Annotated in this window: 16 protein-coding genes; 2 read left to right on the top strand and 14 right to left on the bottom strand. The window is 68.2% G+C overall.

The annotated features are described in order from the left end of the window. Position 1 precedes the first annotated feature (1 nt). The 10 genes from AC07PT_RS12770 to AC07PT_RS12815 all read right to left on the bottom strand — a co-directional run bounded on the left by AC07PT_RS12770 (position 2) and on the right by AC07PT_RS12815 (position 10,672). Positions 2 to 1,957: a putative bifunctional diguanylate cyclase/phosphodiesterase gene (locus tag AC07PT_RS12770; RefSeq protein ID WP_494656873.1), complete on the bottom strand. Its 1,956-nt coding sequence runs from the start codon at positions 1,955 to 1,957 to the stop codon at positions 2 to 4. Between the two features lie 166 nt (positions 1,958 to 2,123). Next, positions 2,124 to 3,308 carry an ABC transporter substrate-binding protein gene (locus tag AC07PT_RS12775; RefSeq protein ID WP_494656874.1) on the bottom strand — a complete coding sequence of 395 codons (1,185 nt, stop codon included), beginning with the start codon at positions 3,306 to 3,308 and terminating at the stop codon, positions 2,124 to 2,126. A 44-nt stretch (positions 3,309 to 3,352) separates the two neighbouring features. Further along, complete coding sequence (locus tag AC07PT_RS12780) at positions 3,353 to 4,066, bottom strand: ABC transporter ATP-binding protein (protein ID WP_494656875.1); 714 nt, start codon at positions 4,064 to 4,066, stop codon at positions 3,353 to 3,355. Beyond that, the gene (locus AC07PT_RS12785; RefSeq protein ID WP_492348408.1) at positions 4,063 to 4,785 is read right to left on the bottom strand and encodes an ABC transporter ATP-binding protein; all 723 of its coding nucleotides are present in this window, start codon (positions 4,783 to 4,785) and stop codon (positions 4,063 to 4,065) included. The genes AC07PT_RS12780 and AC07PT_RS12785 overlap by 4 nt, the downstream gene beginning before the upstream one ends. Positions 4,786 to 4,795: 10 nt before the next feature. Further along, positions 4,796 to 5,782, bottom strand: coding sequence for a branched-chain amino acid ABC transporter permease (locus tag AC07PT_RS12790; RefSeq protein ID WP_492348409.1), 987 nt, complete (start codon positions 5,780 to 5,782; stop codon positions 4,796 to 4,798). A gap of 77 nt (positions 5,783 to 5,859) precedes the next feature. Beyond that, entirely contained in the window at positions 5,860 to 6,711 is an 852-nt protein-coding gene (locus tag AC07PT_RS12795) for a branched-chain amino acid ABC transporter permease (protein ID WP_492348410.1), read from the bottom strand. Positions 6,712 to 6,719: 8 nt separating this feature from the next. Further along, positions 6,720 to 7,556 carry an SDR family NAD(P)-dependent oxidoreductase gene (locus AC07PT_RS12800; RefSeq protein ID WP_492348411.1) on the bottom strand — a complete coding sequence of 279 codons (837 nt, stop codon included), beginning with the start codon at positions 7,554 to 7,556 and terminating at the stop codon, positions 6,720 to 6,722. Positions 7,557 to 7,733: 177 nt separating this feature from the next. Next, positions 7,734 to 8,126, bottom strand: coding sequence for an NIPSNAP family protein (locus AC07PT_RS12805; protein WP_492348412.1), 393 nt, complete (start codon positions 8,124 to 8,126; stop codon positions 7,734 to 7,736). Then, complete coding sequence (locus AC07PT_RS12810; protein ID WP_494656876.1) at positions 8,123 to 9,829, bottom strand: FAD-dependent oxidoreductase; 1,707 nt, start codon at positions 9,827 to 9,829, stop codon at positions 8,123 to 8,125. Before AC07PT_RS12810 ends, AC07PT_RS12805 begins: the two co-directional genes overlap by 4 nt. An 18-nt stretch (positions 9,830 to 9,847) precedes the next feature. Beyond that, positions 9,848 to 10,672 carry an SDR family NAD(P)-dependent oxidoreductase gene (locus AC07PT_RS12815; RefSeq protein ID WP_492348414.1) on the bottom strand — a complete coding sequence of 275 codons (825 nt, stop codon included), beginning with the start codon at positions 10,670 to 10,672 and terminating at the stop codon, positions 9,848 to 9,850. Positions 10,673 to 10,785: 113 nt separating this feature from the next. Here AC07PT_RS12815 and AC07PT_RS12820 point away from each other — a divergent pair, with 113 nt between their 5' ends. Together AC07PT_RS12820 and AC07PT_RS12825 are read left to right on the top strand one after the other, a co-directional pair. Then, positions 10,786 to 11,700 carry a helix-turn-helix domain-containing protein gene (locus tag AC07PT_RS12820; RefSeq protein ID WP_492348415.1) on the top strand — a complete coding sequence of 305 codons (915 nt, stop codon included), beginning with the start codon at positions 10,786 to 10,788 and terminating at the stop codon, positions 11,698 to 11,700. After that, the gene (locus AC07PT_RS12825) at positions 11,697 to 11,903 is read left to right on the top strand and encodes a hypothetical protein (protein WP_494656877.1); all 207 of its coding nucleotides are present in this window, start codon (positions 11,697 to 11,699) and stop codon (positions 11,901 to 11,903) included. Before AC07PT_RS12820 ends, AC07PT_RS12825 begins: the two co-directional genes overlap by 4 nt. Positions 11,904 to 11,914: 11 nt before the next feature. Here the strand turns inward: AC07PT_RS12825 and AC07PT_RS12830 are convergent, their stop codons facing one another. The 4 genes from AC07PT_RS12830 to aliA are packed head-to-tail and all read right to left on the bottom strand — an operon-like array spanning position 11,915 to position 16,479. After that, positions 11,915 to 12,946, bottom strand: a complete 1,032-nt coding sequence (locus AC07PT_RS12830) for a zinc-binding dehydrogenase (protein WP_494656878.1) — start codon at positions 12,944 to 12,946, stop codon at positions 11,915 to 11,917. A gap of 57 nt (positions 12,947 to 13,003) precedes the next feature. Beyond that, on the bottom strand, positions 13,004 to 13,783 hold the full coding sequence (locus AC07PT_RS12835) for an enoyl-CoA hydratase-related protein (protein ID WP_494656879.1): 780 nt from the start codon (positions 13,781 to 13,783) through the stop codon (positions 13,004 to 13,006). Positions 13,784 to 13,795: 12 nt separating this feature from the next. Further along, on the bottom strand, positions 13,796 to 14,785 hold the full coding sequence (locus AC07PT_RS12840; protein WP_492348419.1) for a Bug family tripartite tricarboxylate transporter substrate binding protein: 990 nt from the start codon (positions 14,783 to 14,785) through the stop codon (positions 13,796 to 13,798). A gap of 38 nt (positions 14,786 to 14,823) precedes the next feature. Next, positions 14,824 to 16,479 (bottom strand): cyclohexanecarboxylate-CoA ligase, encoded by a 1,656-nt coding sequence (aliA, locus tag AC07PT_RS12845; RefSeq protein ID WP_494656880.1) that lies wholly within the window; start codon positions 16,477 to 16,479, stop codon positions 14,824 to 14,826. Between the last annotated feature and the right edge of the window lie 43 nt (positions 16,480 to 16,522).

Here is a 16,522-nt window from a genome sequence, read left to right on the forward strand (position 1 = left end):
CTCAACCCGCGGCGAGCTGCCGGACCATGAGCTGCTGAGCCAGCTCGTCCACCGGCACCGGTTCGCCCAGGGCGTGGCCCTGGAAGGCGCTGCAGCCCAGGGCCAGCAACTGCTCTCGCTGGGCATCGGTCTCGACCCCCACCGCCAGGGCCTCCAGCCCCAGGTTGTGGGCCGTGTCGATCAGCGTCTTCACCACCACGATGCCCTGGCGGTTGTCGGGCAGGGTCTGAACGATGCCGCGCGTGATCTTGACCTGATCCAGTGGCAGCCGCGACAGGTCTGTGGCCGAGAAATGGCCTGCCCCAAAGTGGTCCACCGAAAACCGGACCTCGTGCGCACGCAGCTGCGCCATCTTGAGCGCACAGCTCTCCAGGTCTTGCAGGATCAAGGCTTCGGTGATCTCCAGGCGCAGGCGGCCGGGCGGCACCCGGTGGCGCGCCAGGGTCTGCAGCAGCTGCCCCACGAAATCAGCCTGGGCAAACTGCACCGGGCTCACGTTCACGCTCAGGCTGAGGTCCTGCAGCAGGGGCTGGCATTGCCATAAGGCCAGTTGGGCGCAGGCCTGCTCCAGCACCCATTGGCCAATGGCCTGGATCTGCTGACTTTGTTCGGCCAGACCGATGAACTGCTCGGGCAGCAGCACGCCCGCTTGCGGGTGTCGCCAGCGCAGCAGCAGCTCGGCACCGCAGACGCGGCCGACCTGGCGGGTCTGGAGCTGGTACAGGCAAAACAGCTGTTGTGCGGGCAAGGCCTGGCGCAGATCCGTCTCCAGTGCCGCGCGCTGGTTCACCTCGTTTTGCATGGCCTCTTCAAAAAAGCGGAAAGTGTTGCGCCCGGCGGCCTTGGCCTGGTACATGGCGATGTCGGCACGGCGCAGCAGTTCGTCGCTGTCCGGGCCGCCCGGTCGGAACAGCACCACGCCCAGGCTGGCGCTGGTCGAGAAGCCCGGGTAGGCCTGGCCCAGCACCAGCTCCAACTGCGCCAGGATCTTTTTGGCCACCCGGGCCGTGTCCAGGGCAGCCACGGTGGGGTTCGCGTCCAGTTCAGGCAGGATCACCACGAACTCATCGCCCCCGAGGCGGGCCAGGGTATCGCCCTGGCGCAGGCAGCGGCCCAGTGCCTCGGCGACGGTGCGCAGAAAGCGGTCACCCACCTGGTGGCCCAGCCGGTCGTTGATGGTCTTGAAGTTGTCCAGATCGATGAAGATGACCGCCCCGTGGGCGTGCCCCTCACCCTGCTGGCGGCTGGCCAGGGCCTGTTGCAGCCGGTCCTGCATCAGGCGGCGATTGGGCAGGCCGGTGAGGGCGTCGAAATAGGCCAGCTTCTGGATGGCCTGCTCCGCCTCATGGCGTTGGCTCACGTCGGTCAGGATCAGCAGCACCCCCTCGACAAGGCCATGGCTGTGCACCAGGCTGCTCAGCGCCAGGTCGACCCAGATCACGCGCCCGCTGGGGCCTGTGACGCGCTGGTTTTGCAGAATCAGGCGCCCGCTGGCGGCGCTCAACTGCTGCAGGTGGGCGTGCACCGTGGGCAGATCGTCGGGGTGCCACCAATCGGCCAGGGTGGACTGCATGCTCAGCCCCAGCGTCTGCATGCGCTGAAGGGCGGCGGGGTTGATGCGGGTCACCTGCAGGTCGGCGTTCAGGGTCAGCACGCCCAGCGGGGTGGTCTCGAAGATCACATGCTGCATGCGCAACTGCCGGCGCAGGTTCTGCCGCGCCACCTCCTGCAGATAGCGGTTGGCCAGCCACAACACCACGGCCGCCACCACCACGGCGGTCACCAGACCGGTGAACAGGTAGTCGGTGGGGACGTAGCCCTTGATCAGGTAACCGATGGGGGCGACCAGCAATTCCACCATCAGCACGCTCAGTCCGACACCGAGCAGCCAGATGCGTTGCCGGGGGATGCCTTCCAGCCGGCGGAACAGGCGATCAATCAGTGTGTTGCGATCCATGGAGAGGGGGCCGGGTCATCGCCTTGATGATCGTATTCTGGCGCCCCCTCGGAATCGTCGGAGTGTGAAGAAGTTGGTGGAAACCCCGGCTTTTCCTCTCATTTGGCTTGGATCTGGCCGAAATTCGGCTGAACTGGGGCCCCGCGCCTTCGCCGGGCCCCAGGCTTCACATCTTGCACAGCGGCGAAGGTGCGGGTGTGATCGAGGGCTCGAACTGACGTTCGATGCTGGGGCGCAGAACACCGTCCACCACCTTGGCCCGGCCCACGAAGTTGGGCAGCAGCAACTGGTTGTCCTGGCTGCGCATCGTGACCGGACCGTAGAGGCTGTCAAAGCTGGCGCCGCGCAAGGCCTTGCTGACCTCGCCGGGTTTGGCGCTGGCGGCTTTGCGCACGCCCTCAAACATCACCTGGACGCCGTTGTAGGCCTGGCCTTCGTTGTCTGTCGGCAATCGGTTGAACTTGGCCTTCCAGGCCGCCACGAAGGCCTTGTTGCGCGGCGTGGCGATGTCCGGGGTGTAGCCAGTGGTGCCCACCGTGTCCTTGAGCGCGTCGCCTGTGGCGTTGACCATGAAGTTCAGGATCAGTGCGTGGCCGATCAGCTTCTTGGCCGGGATGAGGCCGAACTCCTGCGCCTGCTTGACGAAGGCGATCGCATCGCGCCCGATCTCGGCCACCCAGATGGCCTCGACATTGGAGGCCTTCAACTGGGCGATGTAAGGCGAGAAGTCCTTGGTGCCCATGGGCACGTACAGCGACAGCGGCACGCTCTTGCCGGCGGCCTCGGCGGCCTTCTTGAACGATTCGCCCGAGTCACGGCCCCACACATAGTCGGCCGCCAGCACGGCGAACGATTTTTCTTTCAGGTCCTTGGCCCAGGCGTTGATCATCGCGATGTCCATCGCGTCGGCGTGGTTGGTGCGGAAGCTGCGCGGCTTGCAGGTGTCGCCCGTGAGCTTGTCCGACTTGCTGGCCACCACGAAGTAGGCGGCGTCCCAGCGCTCCAGGTTCTGCGCAATGGCCAGCGAGATGGACGACGGGATGGCGCCGATCAACAGGTTGTAGCCATCGCGGGCCAGCTTCTCGGCTACGCGGCGGCCGGCATCGGGCGTGCCCTCGTCGTCGGCGATCTGCACCTCCACCTTGCGGCCGTCCACGCCGCCTGCGGCATTGGCCTCATCGATGGCGAACTGCACGGCACGCAGCACCTCTTCGCCCTGCTGGGCGAACACGCCCGATTTGGAGGTGACGAGGCCGACGCGCACCGGGTCTTTGCCTTGCGCAAGGGTGGCGAGGGGGGCGGTGGCCAGCAGTGTTGCCATGGCCAGGGTCAGGGGGCGGGTGGTGAACATGGTTTGTCTCCTTGGGTTGGTGCTTCGAAAAAAGGGGGGGTGGGTCAGACCATCACGTGGGCTTCGAGGTCGCGCAGGCCGGCGGGTGAGTTCTCGACCGGCCCCTGCGCCACCACCGAGCCCTTGGCCATGGCGCAGTAGCGCTCGGCCACACGCACCACCAGGCTCATGTTCTGTTCGATCAGCAGCAGGGCCGTGCCCTGGTCGGCCACCGCATTGAAGATCTGGCCCAGCTGATCCACGATCACCGGGGCCAGGCCCTCGGTGGGTTCGTCGAGCAGGATCAGCGAGGGGTTGGCCATCAGGGCCCGGCCCACGGCCAGCATCTGCTGCTGGCCACCCGACAACGCCGTGCCCGGGGTGTGGGCGCGTTCCTGCAGGATGGGGAACAGGCGGTAGATTTCGGGCACGGTCCAGGGGCCCTTGCGTTTTTTGTCGCTGCTGGCAGCGCCCAGCAGCAGGTTCTCTTCCACGGTCAGGTTGGCGACGATGCGCCGACCCTGGGGCACCACCACCACGCCGTTCTGGGCTGCAAGGTAGGGGCGGGGGCGGGGCAGCTCGCGCGCGCCCAGCCGGATGCGCCCGCCACGCAGGCTGGCCAGGCCCAGGATGGTGTTCACCACTGTGGTCTTGCCCACGCCATTGCGACCGATCAGGGCCACGCGTTCGCCCGGCTGCACTGTCAGGTCCAGGCGGTGCAGGATGTGGGCCGAGCCATAGAAGGCATCGACCTGTTCAAGGTTCAACAAGGCGCTCATGCGGCACTCCCGAGGTAGGCCTCGCGCACGCGAGGGTTGGCGCGCACGGCAGCGGGTTCTCCGCTGGCGATCACACGCCCCAGTTCAAACACAGTGACGACATCCGAGATGCCGAACACCACATCCATGTCGTGCTCCACCAGCAGCACCGAGACCTCCCAGCGCGAGGTCAGCGCCTTGAGGTGGCGGGCCAGGTCGTGCGACTCTTTCACCGACAGGCCGGCCATGGGCTCGTCGAGCAGCAGCACGCTGGGGCGACCCACCAGGGCCAGCGCCAGGTCCAGGCGGCGTTGTTCGCCGTAGCCGAGTTCGTCGGCCGTGATGTCGGCCAGGTCGTGCAGCTCCAGTTCACGCAGCACGGCGTCGGCGTCGGCCTGCGAATCGGCCACGCCCATCTTGTGCGAGGCCAGTTCCACCTGCTTGCGCACCGGCATCTGGCTGAACACGCTGGTGCGCTGGAAGCTGCGCGACAGGCCGCGTTGGCGTCTTTCGGTGGCCCCCAGGGCACTCACGTCCTGGCCCTTGAGGTGCACGGTGCCGCGGGTCAAGGGGCGGCGCCCGGTGATGGCGTCGATCACGGTGCTCTTGCCCGCCCCGTTGGGGCCGATCAGTCCGCGGATCTGGCCGGGCTCCAGCGTCAGCGAGACGCCGTCCAGGGCTTTCACGCCGCCGTAGTGGATGGCCACGTCCTCGGCCTGCAATGCGTATGAAGGGTTCATGGGGGTTTCCTCAGTGGGCTGCGGGAGCAGAGCGACGAGCCGGCTTGGCGGCTCGGGGCCGCAGGCACTGGCCCAGGGCACCGGCCAGGCCGGTCGGGGCGAAGACGATGACGGTGATCAGGGCGATGCCGAAGATGGCCATCCAGTGGTTGGCGTAATCGCCCAGCACATCCTTGGCCAGGAAATACACCACCGCGCCCAGCGCGGGGCCCCACAAGGCCTTGTAGCCCCCCACCACCACCATCATCAGGGCCACGCCCGACAGGCTCCAGTGCAGGTTCTCGGGCGACACGAAGCCGGTGTTCAGGGCGGCCAACAGGCCGGCGAGCCCGGTCACCATGGCCGACAGCGCATAGATGGCGGCCCGTGGCACCAGGGTGCGGATGCCGATGAAGCGGGCGCGCTCCTCGTTGTCGCGCACCGCCTCGGTGATGGCGCCGAAGCGGGTGCGCAGCAGCAGCGTCAGGCCGGCCATCACCCCCAGCAGCACGGCCCAGCTCAGCATGAACAAGCCTTTGGGTTGCAGCAGGACCGACAGCTCGACGCCGAACAGGCGTGCCGGCCAATCGATGTTCATGCCGTCGGCGCCACCGGTCAGGCCACGCGATCGGGAGGCGCTGAGGTAGAACACCTGGCCGATGGCCAGGGTGAGCATGCCGAAGGCCACGCCCGGCACCCGCACGATCACCAGGCCGATCAAGAAGGCCACCAGACCCAGGCCGAGCAGGGTCAGCAGCAGGGCCAGCTCCGCTGGCATCACCTGTTGTTGCAGCAGCAGGCCCACGCCATAGCCGGCGCTGCCGAAGTACAGCGCATGGCCGAAGCTGACCATGCCGTTCTGGCGCAGCAGCAGGCCCACGCCCAGGGCGAACACGGCATAGATGGTGGCCTGGGTGAGCAGGGACAGCACGGTGCCCGAACTGATCGAAAGCGCCAGTGCGGCGCCGACCACGGCGCCTGCCAGCAGGCGCATCGGAAGGGAGTTGAAGAGGGTCATGGGACAGGTCCGGAGGTCGGGGCAGGAAGGCGAGGCAGGGGCGAGGAGGGCGGAGCGCGTGAAAACGTCAACGGGGCTCAGGTGCGGCTGCCGGCAAAGCCTGCGGGCTTCCAGATCAGCACCCCCACCATCACGGCAAAGGGCAGCAGCACGGCGACATCGGGCAGGTAGACCGCGCCCAGGGCCTGGATCATCCCCAGCACCATGGCGGCGATGAAGGCGCCGGCCAGCGAACCCAGCCCGCCCACCACCACGACCACGAAGGAGTCGATGATCACGTCGCTGCTCATGGACGGCGACAGCGACAGAAAGGGCGCCGCGACCACGCCGGCCAGGCCCGCCAGGGCGGTGCCCAGGCCCACCACACCGGCGCTCAGCACATCGGTGTTCACGCCTTGCATGGCGGTGGTCACGGGGTCGGTGCTGGCGGCCCGCACGAACAGGCCTACCCGGCTGAAACGCAGCCACAGGCTCAGGCCCAGGGCCACGGTGATGCCGGCGCCGATCACCGCCAGACGGTAGGCCGGCACCGGGGTGCCCAGCAGGTTCAGCGAGGTGTTGAGCAGCTCGGGCACGGCCATCGAGAGGTTGCTCTTGCCCCAGACGGTCTGCACCACGTCCTCGATCACCAGCAGCAGCCCGAAGGTGACCAGCACCACGCTGAGCGGATCGCGGTCCTGCAACAAGCGAAAGCCATAGCGGTCGAGCAGCACGCCCAGCACGGCCATCAAGGCCGGGGCCGCCACCAGGGCGATCCAGAAATTGCTGTGCGCGGCAATCGAGTAGCCCAGGTAGGCGCCCAGCATGTAGAGCGAACCATGGGCGAAATTCACCACCCGGCGCAGGCCGTAGATGAGGGCCAGGCCCGAGCACATCACGATCAGCAATGCGCCGTAGACCAGGCCGTTGAACAAGTTGATGGTCAGCATGTCGGCTTTCAGGAGATCAAAGAGAGAGGGGGCAGGGTGTTGTCGGGCGCGCCGAAGGCACTCCAGCCGCCGTCCACCGGCCACACCGCGCCCGTGACGTAACTGGCCTGCGGCGAGAGCAGGAAGGCGATCACGGCGGCCACCTCGGCGGGCTCGGCCAGGCGGCCGAGCGGGGTGCGCTGGGCGATGGCGGTGGCGTCGAGCGCGCCCTGGCGCGCCAGCTCGGCCACCAGGGCGGTCTGCACATAGCCCGGGGCCACGGCATTGACGCGGATGCCGGCCCGCGCCCATTCGCAGGCCAGGGCCCGGGTCAGGCCCAGTACGCCCGCCTTGGCGGCGCTGTAGGCGTTGCGCGTGGGCAGGCCCCCCAGGCTGGCGATCGAAGCCAGGTTGACGATGGCGCCCCGGGCTCGGCCGGCAACCACGGGTTGTTGCAGCCAGTGCCGGCCCAGGGCCTGGCTCATGAGAAAGCTGCCACGCAGGTGCACGGCCAGCACGCGGTCGAAGGCATCGGCGCTCTGCGCCACGGTGGGGCCGGTCTGGTCGCCAATGCCGGCGTTGTTGACCAGGCCGTCGAGCCGGCCGAAGTGGGCCAGCGCCGCCTGCACGGCGGCGTCCACCGCCTCGGCCTGGGTCACGTCGCAGGGCAGGCCCAGGTGGCAGGTGCCCAGCTCGGCGGCACGCTGGGCGGCGCTGGTGCCGTCCAGGTCGAGCAAGGCCACGGACCAGCCCTGGGCGGCCAGGGCCTGGGCGCAGGCCCAGCCAATGCCCTGGGCGGCACCGGTGATCAGTGCCACCGGGCGTGCGGTGTCCGGCGCCCCGCAGGGGGGCAGGTGTGAACTCATGTTTGTCTCCTCTGAGCGGGGTGGGGGCCGGGCCGTCTGATCGCGGCACCTGGCAGGCCACTGCAAGCCCTTCACGGGCCTGGGGCTGGGGCAGATTGTGTTTTTCGGGGCCGGTGGCCCCCTTCACGATTGGCGCAAAAAGCAGGACAAATCGTGCATCGATGGCTCGGGATTTCCCTAGGTTGCGCGCACAGCGTGCGGGGTGGGCGCTGCGGGGGCGGCAGGTGATGCAGAAGCGATGGGCCAGGCAGTGGCCCGGATCAGCCGTGTCTCCTGGGCCGTGATCAGGTGGCCCGAGGCCGCCAGGTAGGCCGCGAAGTCGGGGTGGCTGTCACGCGCGGCGCAGCGCTGCTCGTAGTCGGCCAAGCTGTCGTAGCCCCACAGGTGCACGAACTGGTTCTGGGGCCCGACCAGGCTGGTGTAGAAGCCCAGCGGGTGGCCCAGGGTCTGCAGCAGCACCGGCATGGCCAGGCGGTGGAAGACCTCCAGGAACTCGGGCATCTTGCGCAGGGCAATGGTGTAGACGCGATGGTCCACCAGGGGCTTGGGCTGTGTGGACTGGGGGCTCATACGCGCGCTCCGGCCTGGTCGGCAATGTGGTGGGCGGTGACAAAGCCGAAGGTCATGTTGGGCCCGTGGGTGATGCCGGCGCCGGGGTAGTTGCCGCCCATCATGCTGGCGCGGTCGTTGCCCACGGCATACAAGCCTTCGATCACGCTGCCGTCGCGCCGCAGCACCTCGCCGGTGACGCGGGTCTGCAGGCCGTCGAAAGTGCCCAGGTCGCCCATCAGTACCTTGACCGCATAGAAGGGGCCGGTCTGCACCGGCGCCACGCAGGGGTTGGGGTGGTGCTCGGGGTCGGCCAGGTAGCGGTTGAAACTGGTTCGGCCACGGCCGAAGGCCGGGTCGTCGCCGCGCACGGCGTCCACGTTGTAGGCCCGCACCGTGGTCTCCAGGCCCTCGGCATCGATGCCGGTGACGCGGGCCAGGTCGGCCAGGGTGCGGCCCTCGAACAGGTAGCCATTGCGAATGAAGCGGCCGATCGGCATCGGCGCCGGTTTGACATAGCCCAGGCCATACTTGGCCAGTGTCCTTTTGTCGCAGACCAGCCACATGGCGGTTTCGGTCTGGCCCTCACAGGCGCGGATCAGGGCGGCACCCACATCGTGGTACGAGTTGGATTCGTTGGTGAAGCGCCGGCCATTGCGCAGCACGCCGATCACGCCGGGCTTGTAGCGGTCCAACAGGTGTGGGAACACGCCGAACTCGCCATGGCCGAAGGGCACGCGGGACACGGGCATCCAGGCCGCGCTGTCGCCAAAGCGGATGTCGGCCACGCCGCCCGCGCCTTCGGCCAGGCGCACACCGTCACCGGTGTTGCTGGTGGGCGTGGGCGACAGGTGCTCGCCGCCGCGCTGCACATGGGGGTAGGCCTGGGCGATGCGCCGGGCATCGTGTGGAAAGCCGCCGCAGGCCAGCACCACGCCGTGGCGGGCGCGCAGCGTCTGCCTCCCTTGCGCACCCTCGGCCACCACGCCTTGCACGCGCCCGTCCTCGATCAGCAGTTCGCGCACCGGGGTGCCGGTGCGGATGGGGATGCCGCGCTGCAGGGCCGAATGCGCCAGCCGGGCCGCCAGTGCATTGCCGCTGGTGACCTGGATGCCGCGACGGTAGAGGGCCAGCTCCTTGAGGTGGGTGACCAGGCGCTTGGCCACGTAGACGAAGGAGGTCAGCGACTTGGTGGCGCGGAAGAAGTGCTTCAGGTCGGCGTTCGAGGAGTTGAACATCATGCCGATGAAGGTGATGGTCTTGAGCGGTGGCTTGAGCCGGGCCATGTCGGGCCCCAGCGTGCGGATGTCGAAAGGCGCAGCCAGGATGGAGCGGCCGATGTCCACGCCGCCGCGCACGTCGGGGTGGTAGTCGGGGTAGAGCGTGGGCACGAATTGCATGTCTGTTTCGCGCTGGAAGAACTCGACCATGCGAGGGCCGTTGTCCAGAAAAGACTCAACGGTGGCTTCGTCATAGAACTGGCCCGTCTCGTTCATCAGGTACTGGCGCACCGCGTCGCGGTGGTCGCCTGCGTTTTGCTGGCGGCCGTGCGGGCCCAGGGGAATCCACAGCACGCCACCCGACAAGGCGGTGGTGCCGCCGAAGACGGGTTCCTTCTCCAGCACCACGACCTTCAGGCCGCGGGATTGGGCGGTGATGGCGGTGGCCAGGCCGGCAGCGCCGGAGCCGACGACGATCAGGTCGCATTCGTATTGAGGGGTCATGGGGGTCTCCGGGGCGGTTCAGGCGGTCTGGTTGAAGCCGGGGCGGGGCACCATGTCCATGAGCATCGAGCTCATGCCGCCGTCGACGTTGAGCTCGGCGCCGTTGACGTAAGCGCTGCGCGGGCTGACCAGGAACAGCACCACGTCGGCGATGTCCTGCGGCTCGCCAATGCGGCGGCTGGCCGTGACGGCGGCACGCTTGGCCTCGAAGCCTGGTTCTTCGTAGAACTTGGCCGACAGCGCGGTGCGGATCATGCCGGGGCACACCGCATTGCTGCGCACGCCGCGCGGGCCCCATTCCACCGCCATCTGGCGCGACAGCAGCAGCACGCCGCCCTTGCTGGCGCTGTAGGCGCCACTGCCGGTCTGTGGGAACTGCCCCGCAATCGAGGCCACGTTGACGATGCTGCCCGTGCCTTGCTCGCACATGGCCGGGGCGAATTCACGCGCGCACAGCAGGTAGCCGGTCAGGTTGACGGCCAACACCGTGTTCCAGTCGTCCAGACTCACGCTTTGCAGCGGACCGGCTCGCAGCAGGCCGGCGTTGTTGACCAGGCTGTGGCAGGCGCCGAAGCGCTGGCGCACGGCGGCGGCGGCCTGGGCCACGCTGGCCACATCGCTCACATCGCAGGGCAGCACCAGGGTGCGTTGACCTGTGGGGTCGATGCGGGCGGCTACGCCCAGCGCGGCCTCACCCTGGCGGTCCAGCAGGGCTACCCGGGCGCCTGCGGCCACCAGGCTTTCGGCGATGGCGGCGCCAATGCCGCTGCCCGCCCCGGTGACCACGCACACCCGCTCCTGCAGGCCCAGCCAGTCGCGGCCGGCCTCGGCTTCTTGCTTCATCTTGTCTCCTTGGTTTGACTCGGCGGATTGTTGGATTTGGGGGCGTTGCCGGCTTTGACGATTCAGGCCAAGAATTGGACAATTCGTGCAAATCCAGACCTTCACGAGCTGCCATGTCCAAAGCCATTCCCAATTACGCGCTGTACGGCGACCAGGACCCCCCAGGCTGGGAGGCCGGCTTTGACTTCGAATGGATCCCGCAGCGTTCGGTGCCCTACAACTTCGACATCAAGCCGCACACGCATGGCGCGTTTTTGCAGATCCTGCTGCTGCAAAGCGGCGGCGGCGAGGTCTTCATCGACCACAGCCGCACGGCAGTGCAGGCCCCTTGTCTGCTGCTGGTGCCTGCACAGACCGTGCATGGCTTTCACTTCACGCCCGATGTCGACGGACCGGTGGTGACGGCGGCACAGCGCCCGCTGGAATCGCTGGCCGCCGTGGTGATGCCTGAGTTGCTGCAAACCCTGCGCCGGCCCGCGGTGCTGTCCTTGCAGGGGCAGGACCGGGCACTGGACAACCTGGTGCCGCTGTTTCTGGCGGTGGAGCGCGAGGCCCGAGCCTGTGCGCTGGGGCAGGTGGCGGCGGGGCTGTCGTTGCTGACGGCGGTGCTGGTGCAGATCGCTCGCGTGCAGCAGGTGCAGCAAAGCACCGGCGCGCCCGCCCATTCGCGCAAGGCGCAGCAGATTGAACGCTTTCGCAGCCTGGTGGATGCGCACTTCCGCCAGCGCTGGCCCTTGCAGGCCTATGCCGAGCACCTGGGCATCACGCCCGGGCAACTGACCCGGCTGTGCCGGGAGGTGATGGGGCACTCCAGCCTGGAGGTGATCAATGCCCGCATCGTGCACGAGGCCCAGCGCGAGCTGGTGTACACGCGCAGCAGCATCAAGCAGGTGGCCGACCACCTGGGCTTTGTGGACGAGGCCTACTTCACCCGCTTCTTCCGCAAGCACACGGGGCAGACCCCGCGCGAGTTCCGCACCCGCACCCTCGCGGCCATGGCGCCCGGCGGGGCAGGAGAAGCCCCATGAAAAAGCGACCCAACCCTGAATGGACTGATGAGGTTATTGCCCAGGCCCGGCCGGCGCATGAGGTGTTGCCGCCGTTGTTTGGCGAGGCTCTGGCCCAGGAGATGCTGAGGCCCATGCCGCTCGCCCCTGCCCAGCAACCCGATGCCTGCGACCTGTCGAACGAGGTGATCGAGCATTTCAGGGCAAAACGTCCCAAGCCCTGAAGACCTTGGTGCTAATCGATGTGCAGCGCAAGCTTGCCGAACTGGGCGCCGGATTCGAGCCGTGCCAGCGCGGCGTGCACCTCGCCCAGCGGGTAGACGCTGTCGATCACCGGGCGCAGCAGGCCGCGCTGGCACAGGGCCAGCACCTGGGCCAGTTCGCCGGGGTTGCCCAGGGTGGAGCCGAGCACCTGCAACTGGCGGATGAACACCCGGCGCAGATCGGCCGGGGGCTGGTCGCCGGTGGTGGCGCCGCAGGTGACGATGCGGCCGCCGCGCACCAGGGAGCGCAGCGCGCTGTCCCACACCGCGGCGCCCACGTTTTCGATCACCACGTCCACCCCGCGCCCGCCGGTCAGGGCCATGACCTGCCGGGCCACGTCGTCGCGCTGGCTGTTGATGGCATGGTGCGCGCCCAGGGCCAGGGCGCGCTGCAGCTTGAGGTCGTCGCGCGAGGTGACCACGGTGCGCGCACCCGTGAGGCGGGCCAGCTGCAGCGCGGCCAGCGATACGCCGCCGCCGATGCCGAAGATCAGCACCGTTTCATGGGCCTGCAGGCGGGCCTGCGTGTTGACCATGCGCCAGGCGGTGAGGTGGTTCACGCCCAGGGCCGCGGCCTCGGCGTCGCCCAGCCCGTCGGGCACCGGGAACAGGTTGGCCGCCGGCACGCTGAGGTACTGGGCAAAGGTGCCGTCGCGGTGTTCGCCCAGCAGGCTCATGCCGGCGCACAGCACGGGCTGGCCGGCCAGGCAGAACTCGCAGCGACCGCAAGTGATGCCGGGGTAGACCAGCACGCGCTGGCCGGGCTGCAGCCGGGTTTCCTCGGGCCCCACTTCCTCGACCACGCCGCAGCCGTCCAGGCCCATGATCTGGGGCAGTTGGTGGCGGATGCCGGCGCCGCTGTTGCGCATGTACAGATCGACCTGGTTGAGGGTGGCGGCGCGCAGGCGCACCAAGACCTGGCCGGGGCCGCGAGTCGGCATGGGGCGCTCGCCGACCTGGACCACTTCGTTGCCACCATGGCCAGTGATGAAGGCTGCCTGCATGGGTTCTCCTGCTGTGAGGGGCGTGATTGCGATGATGGCGGCGATTGTGCCCCGCACTCAGCGGTGCTGAAAGACCGGGGCGCGTCGCGCCAGAAAGGCGTTCATGCCCTCCTGGGCGTCGGCGCTGGCAAAGCGGGCGTACAGGGCCCGGCGCTCGAACAGGATGCCCTCGGACAGCGGGCCCTCGAAGGCCCGGTTGACCGACTCTTTGATGGCCATCAGCGCGGGGGCCGAGTACGCGGCCATCTGCTGCGCCAGGGCCAGGGCTTCGGGCAGCAGTTGATCGTCGGGCAGAACGCGCGAGACCAAGCCGTAGCGGTCGGCCTCGTCGGCCGACAGGGTGCGGGCGCTCAGGCACAGGTCCATGGTCTTGGCCTTGCCGATGGCGCGTGGCAGGCGCTGCGTGCCGCCGGCGCCGGGCAACAGGGCGAGTTTGATCTCGGGCAGGCCGAAGCGAGCGCCCTGGGCGGCCAGCACCAGGTCGCAGGCCAGGGCCAGTTCACAGCCGCCGCCCAGGGCCAGGCCGGCCACGGCAGCGATCACGGGTTTGCGCACCTGGCGGATGGTTTCCCAGTTGCGGGTGATGAACTGGCTGTTGAGCATGTCCATCAGGCCCGCACCCTGCATCTGGGCGATGTCGGCGCCAGCGGCAAAGGCTTTGTCGTTGCCGGTGATGAGGATCACGCCGATGTCCTCACGTGCGTCAAAGCCGAGCAGGGCGGCGCCCAGGGCGTCCATCAAGGCGTCGTTGAGGGCGTTCATCTGGCGCGGTCGGTTCAGCCGGATCAGGGCCACCCGGCCCTGGGTCTCACTGAGGATGGGGGCATCTTCTTGCACCGGGGCTCCTGTTCAGTCGACGTTGATCTTCTGCTGCTTGATGAGGGCGGCCAGGCGCTTGTTCTCGTCGATCAGCAGTTTTCGGAACTCGGCGTTGTCGAGGTAGGTGGTCTCGCCGCCCAGGTCGGCATAGCGGGCCTTGACGTTGGGCTGGTTCAGGATGGTGGCCACCTCGCGCCCCAGGCGCGCCAGCACCTCGGGCGGCGTGCCGTTGGGGGCCCACAGGCCAAACCAGATGTCAAGGTCTGCGCCCGGGAAGCCTTGTTCGGCCACGGTGGGCACGTCGGGGAAGAAGGGCGATCGGCGGGCGCTGACGATGCCCAGCAGCTTGACCTTGTTGCTGCGGATGTGGGGAAAGGCGATGCCTGGGTCGCAGACGAAATCGGCCTGGCCCGACAGCACGTCCTGCAGCGCGGGGGCGGCGCCCCGGTAGGGGATGTGGGTGACGTAGGTGCCGGTGGCCACCTTGAACAGCTCGCAGGCCAGGTGGGGGGCGGTGCCCGCGCCCGACGAGGCGTACGACATCTTGCCCGGTGCGGCCTTGGCCTGGGCCACCAGCTCTTTCACGTCGTGCGCCGTGCTTTGTGGCTTGGCCACCAGGTACATCTGGGTGCGGCCCACGGCCACCACGGGCGTGAGGTCACGCGCTGGCAGCAGGTTGGACTTGAACAGCCAGGGGTTGGCGGTCTCGACCGAGGTGGGGGCGATCAGCAGGGTGTGGCCATCCGGTGCGGCACGGGCCACCTCGGCGGCGGCGATGTTGCTGCTGGCACCGGGCTTGTTGTCGACCAGCACGGGCTGGCCCAGGGATTCGGCCAGTTGTTGCGAGATCAGCCGGGCCATGACGTCGGTGGTGCCGCCGGGGGCAAAGCCCACCACGACGCGCAGGGGTTTGCTGGGCCAGGCCGGTGTCTGGGCCTGGGCCAGACCCGCTGCGCAGAGCATGGTGCCGATCAAGGCCAGGGTGTTGCGGCGCAGGCCGCTGAAGGTGTTTGAAATCATGGTTGTCTCCGTGGTGGATGCAGGACCGGGGGCCGAGGTCAGAGCTGGCCTTCGCGCAGCAGCTCGCGCAGGCGGAACTTCTGGATCTTTCCGGACGGCGTGGACGGGATCTCCTGGCGCAGCACCAGTTTTTCAGGGATGTACTGCAGGGCCACGTGCTGGCTCTTGAGGAACTCGACGATGGAGGGCAGGTCCACGTGCTGACCGGGCCGGGGCACCACCACGGCGCAGGCTCTCTCGCCCAGGCGCTCGTCAGGGTAGGCCACGATGCTGGCCATGGCGATGGCGGGGTGTTTGTAGAGCAGTGCTTCGATTTCGACCACCGGGATGTTCTCGCCGCCGCGGATGATCACGTCCTTGCTGCGGCCAGTGATGCGCACATAACCGCGCTCGTCGATGCGGGCCAGGTCGCCGGTGTCGAACCAGCCCTCGGCATCGGTGGCGTTCAGGTGCGGGCGCTTGAGGTAGCCCCCGAAGTTGGAGCAGGCGCGCAGCATCAGCTTGCCGGTCTGGCCGGTGGGCAGGGGCTGGCCGTCGATGTCGATCACCTGGATCTCGACGCCGGGCAGCGGCAGACCATCCGTGTTCACCGAGCGCTCGTCGTCGTCGTCCAGCCGGGTCAGGGTGACGGCGCCGTTCTCGGTCATGCCCCAGGCCGAAACGATCTTGGCGCCGAGTGACTGGCGGGCCTGTTCGACCAGGGGCCCCGGGATGGGCGCACCGGCGCACAGAAAACTGCGCAAGGTGGGCACCGGGGTCGCGGTCTCGATCACGGCCTTGGAGAGGTCGTTGAGGAAGGGCGACGAGGCCATGGTGAAGGTGCAGCCTTCGTGGTTGATCACCTCGACGGCGGTGCGGGGCTCCCAGATGTCTTGCAGCACGGCGCTGGCGCGCAGCTCGATGGGCATCATCAGGCCGTACATGAAGCCGGTCTGGTGGGCCATGGGCGAGGCCATCAGCACCACGTCATCGGCGCCCAGTTGCAGGCGTTGGGCGTAGGGAATGATGTTGGCGAAGGTGGTGTTGGCGCTGTGCATCACGCCTTTGGGTTCACCGGTGGTGCCCGAGGTGTAGATCAGCTGGGTGATGTCGTCGGGGCCGGGGCGCGAACGGCTCAGCACGGCCGCCGCCTCGGGGCTGTTCTCCCACGCGGGGCCGCTGAGCAGGGCCTCGAAGCTGTTGGGGCCGGTGCCGTCCACGATCACCAGGTGCCTGAGGTGAGGCAGGCTGGGTTGCAGTGCACTGTGCATGGCTTCGAAGTCGAAGCCGCGGAAGGTCTTGGGGGCGATCATGACCTTGGCCTCGCCATGCTGGAGCATGAAGCTGAGTTCGCGCTCACGGAAGATGTGCATCAGCGGGTTCATCACCGCACCGAGGCGCGAGCAGGCCAGGTAGGTGAGGGTGAATTGCCACCAGTTGGGCAACTGACAGGCCACCACGTCGTTGCGGCCCACGCTGAGGCGGGCCAGGCCCACGGCGATGCGGTCGGCCATGCGTGACAGTTCGCGGTAGCTGAAGCGGGTGGTCTGCGGATGGGGTGCTCCGCCGGCCACCTGGACGGCGGTCAAGGCCAGCTTGTCCGGGCACTCGGCCACGCAGGCGGTCAGTGCGTCATTGATGGTGCGGTCGTGCCACAGGCCTTGGGCCACCAGGGTGGCGCGGCGGGCGGGTAGCAGCAGGGCGTCGAATTCCATGTCTTGTCTCCTCGTTGGCTTCACGGTGGATCGGGGCGCCCGG

The sequence above is a fragment of the Curvibacter sp. GW821-FHT09D12 genome (assembly GCF_059416245.1).

Coding starts and splice junctions, on each gene's coding strand:
- AC07PT_RS12770 (WP_494656873.1), bottom strand. CDS start 1,957: ATGGATCGCAACACACTGATTGATCGCCTGTTCCGCCGGCTGGAAGGC.
- AC07PT_RS12775 (WP_494656874.1), bottom strand. CDS start 3,308: ATGTTCACCACCCGCCCCCTGACCCTGGCCATGGCAACACTGCTGGCC.
- AC07PT_RS12780 (WP_494656875.1), bottom strand. CDS start 4,066: ATGAGCGCCTTGTTGAACCTTGAACAGGTCGATGCCTTCTATGGCTCG.
- AC07PT_RS12785 (WP_492348408.1), bottom strand. CDS start 4,785: ATGAACCCTTCATACGCATTGCAGGCCGAGGACGTGGCCATCCACTAC.
- AC07PT_RS12790 (WP_492348409.1), bottom strand. CDS start 5,782: ATGACCCTCTTCAACTCCCTTCCGATGCGCCTGCTGGCAGGCGCCGTG.
- AC07PT_RS12795 (WP_492348410.1), bottom strand. CDS start 6,711: ATGCTGACCATCAACTTGTTCAACGGCCTGGTCTACGGCGCATTGCTG.
- AC07PT_RS12800 (WP_492348411.1), bottom strand. CDS start 7,556: ATGAGTTCACACCTGCCCCCCTGCGGGGCGCCGGACACCGCACGCCCG.
- AC07PT_RS12805 (WP_492348412.1), bottom strand. CDS start 8,126: ATGAGCCCCCAGTCCACACAGCCCAAGCCCCTGGTGGACCATCGCGTC.
- AC07PT_RS12810 (WP_494656876.1), bottom strand. CDS start 9,829: ATGACCCCTCAATACGAATGCGACCTGATCGTCGTCGGCTCCGGCGCT.
- AC07PT_RS12815 (WP_492348414.1), bottom strand. CDS start 10,672: ATGAAGCAAGAAGCCGAGGCCGGCCGCGACTGGCTGGGCCTGCAGGAG.
- AC07PT_RS12820 (WP_492348415.1), top strand. CDS start 10,786: ATGTCCAAAGCCATTCCCAATTACGCGCTGTACGGCGACCAGGACCCC.
- AC07PT_RS12825 (WP_494656877.1), top strand. CDS start 11,697: ATGAAAAAGCGACCCAACCCTGAATGGACTGATGAGGTTATTGCCCAG.
- AC07PT_RS12830 (WP_494656878.1), bottom strand. CDS start 12,946: ATGCAGGCAGCCTTCATCACTGGCCATGGTGGCAACGAAGTGGTCCAG.
- AC07PT_RS12840 (WP_492348419.1), bottom strand. CDS start 14,785: ATGATTTCAAACACCTTCAGCGGCCTGCGCCGCAACACCCTGGCCTTG.
- aliA (WP_494656880.1), bottom strand. CDS start 16,479: ATGGAATTCGACGCCCTGCTGCTACCCGCCCGCCGCGCCACCCTGGTG.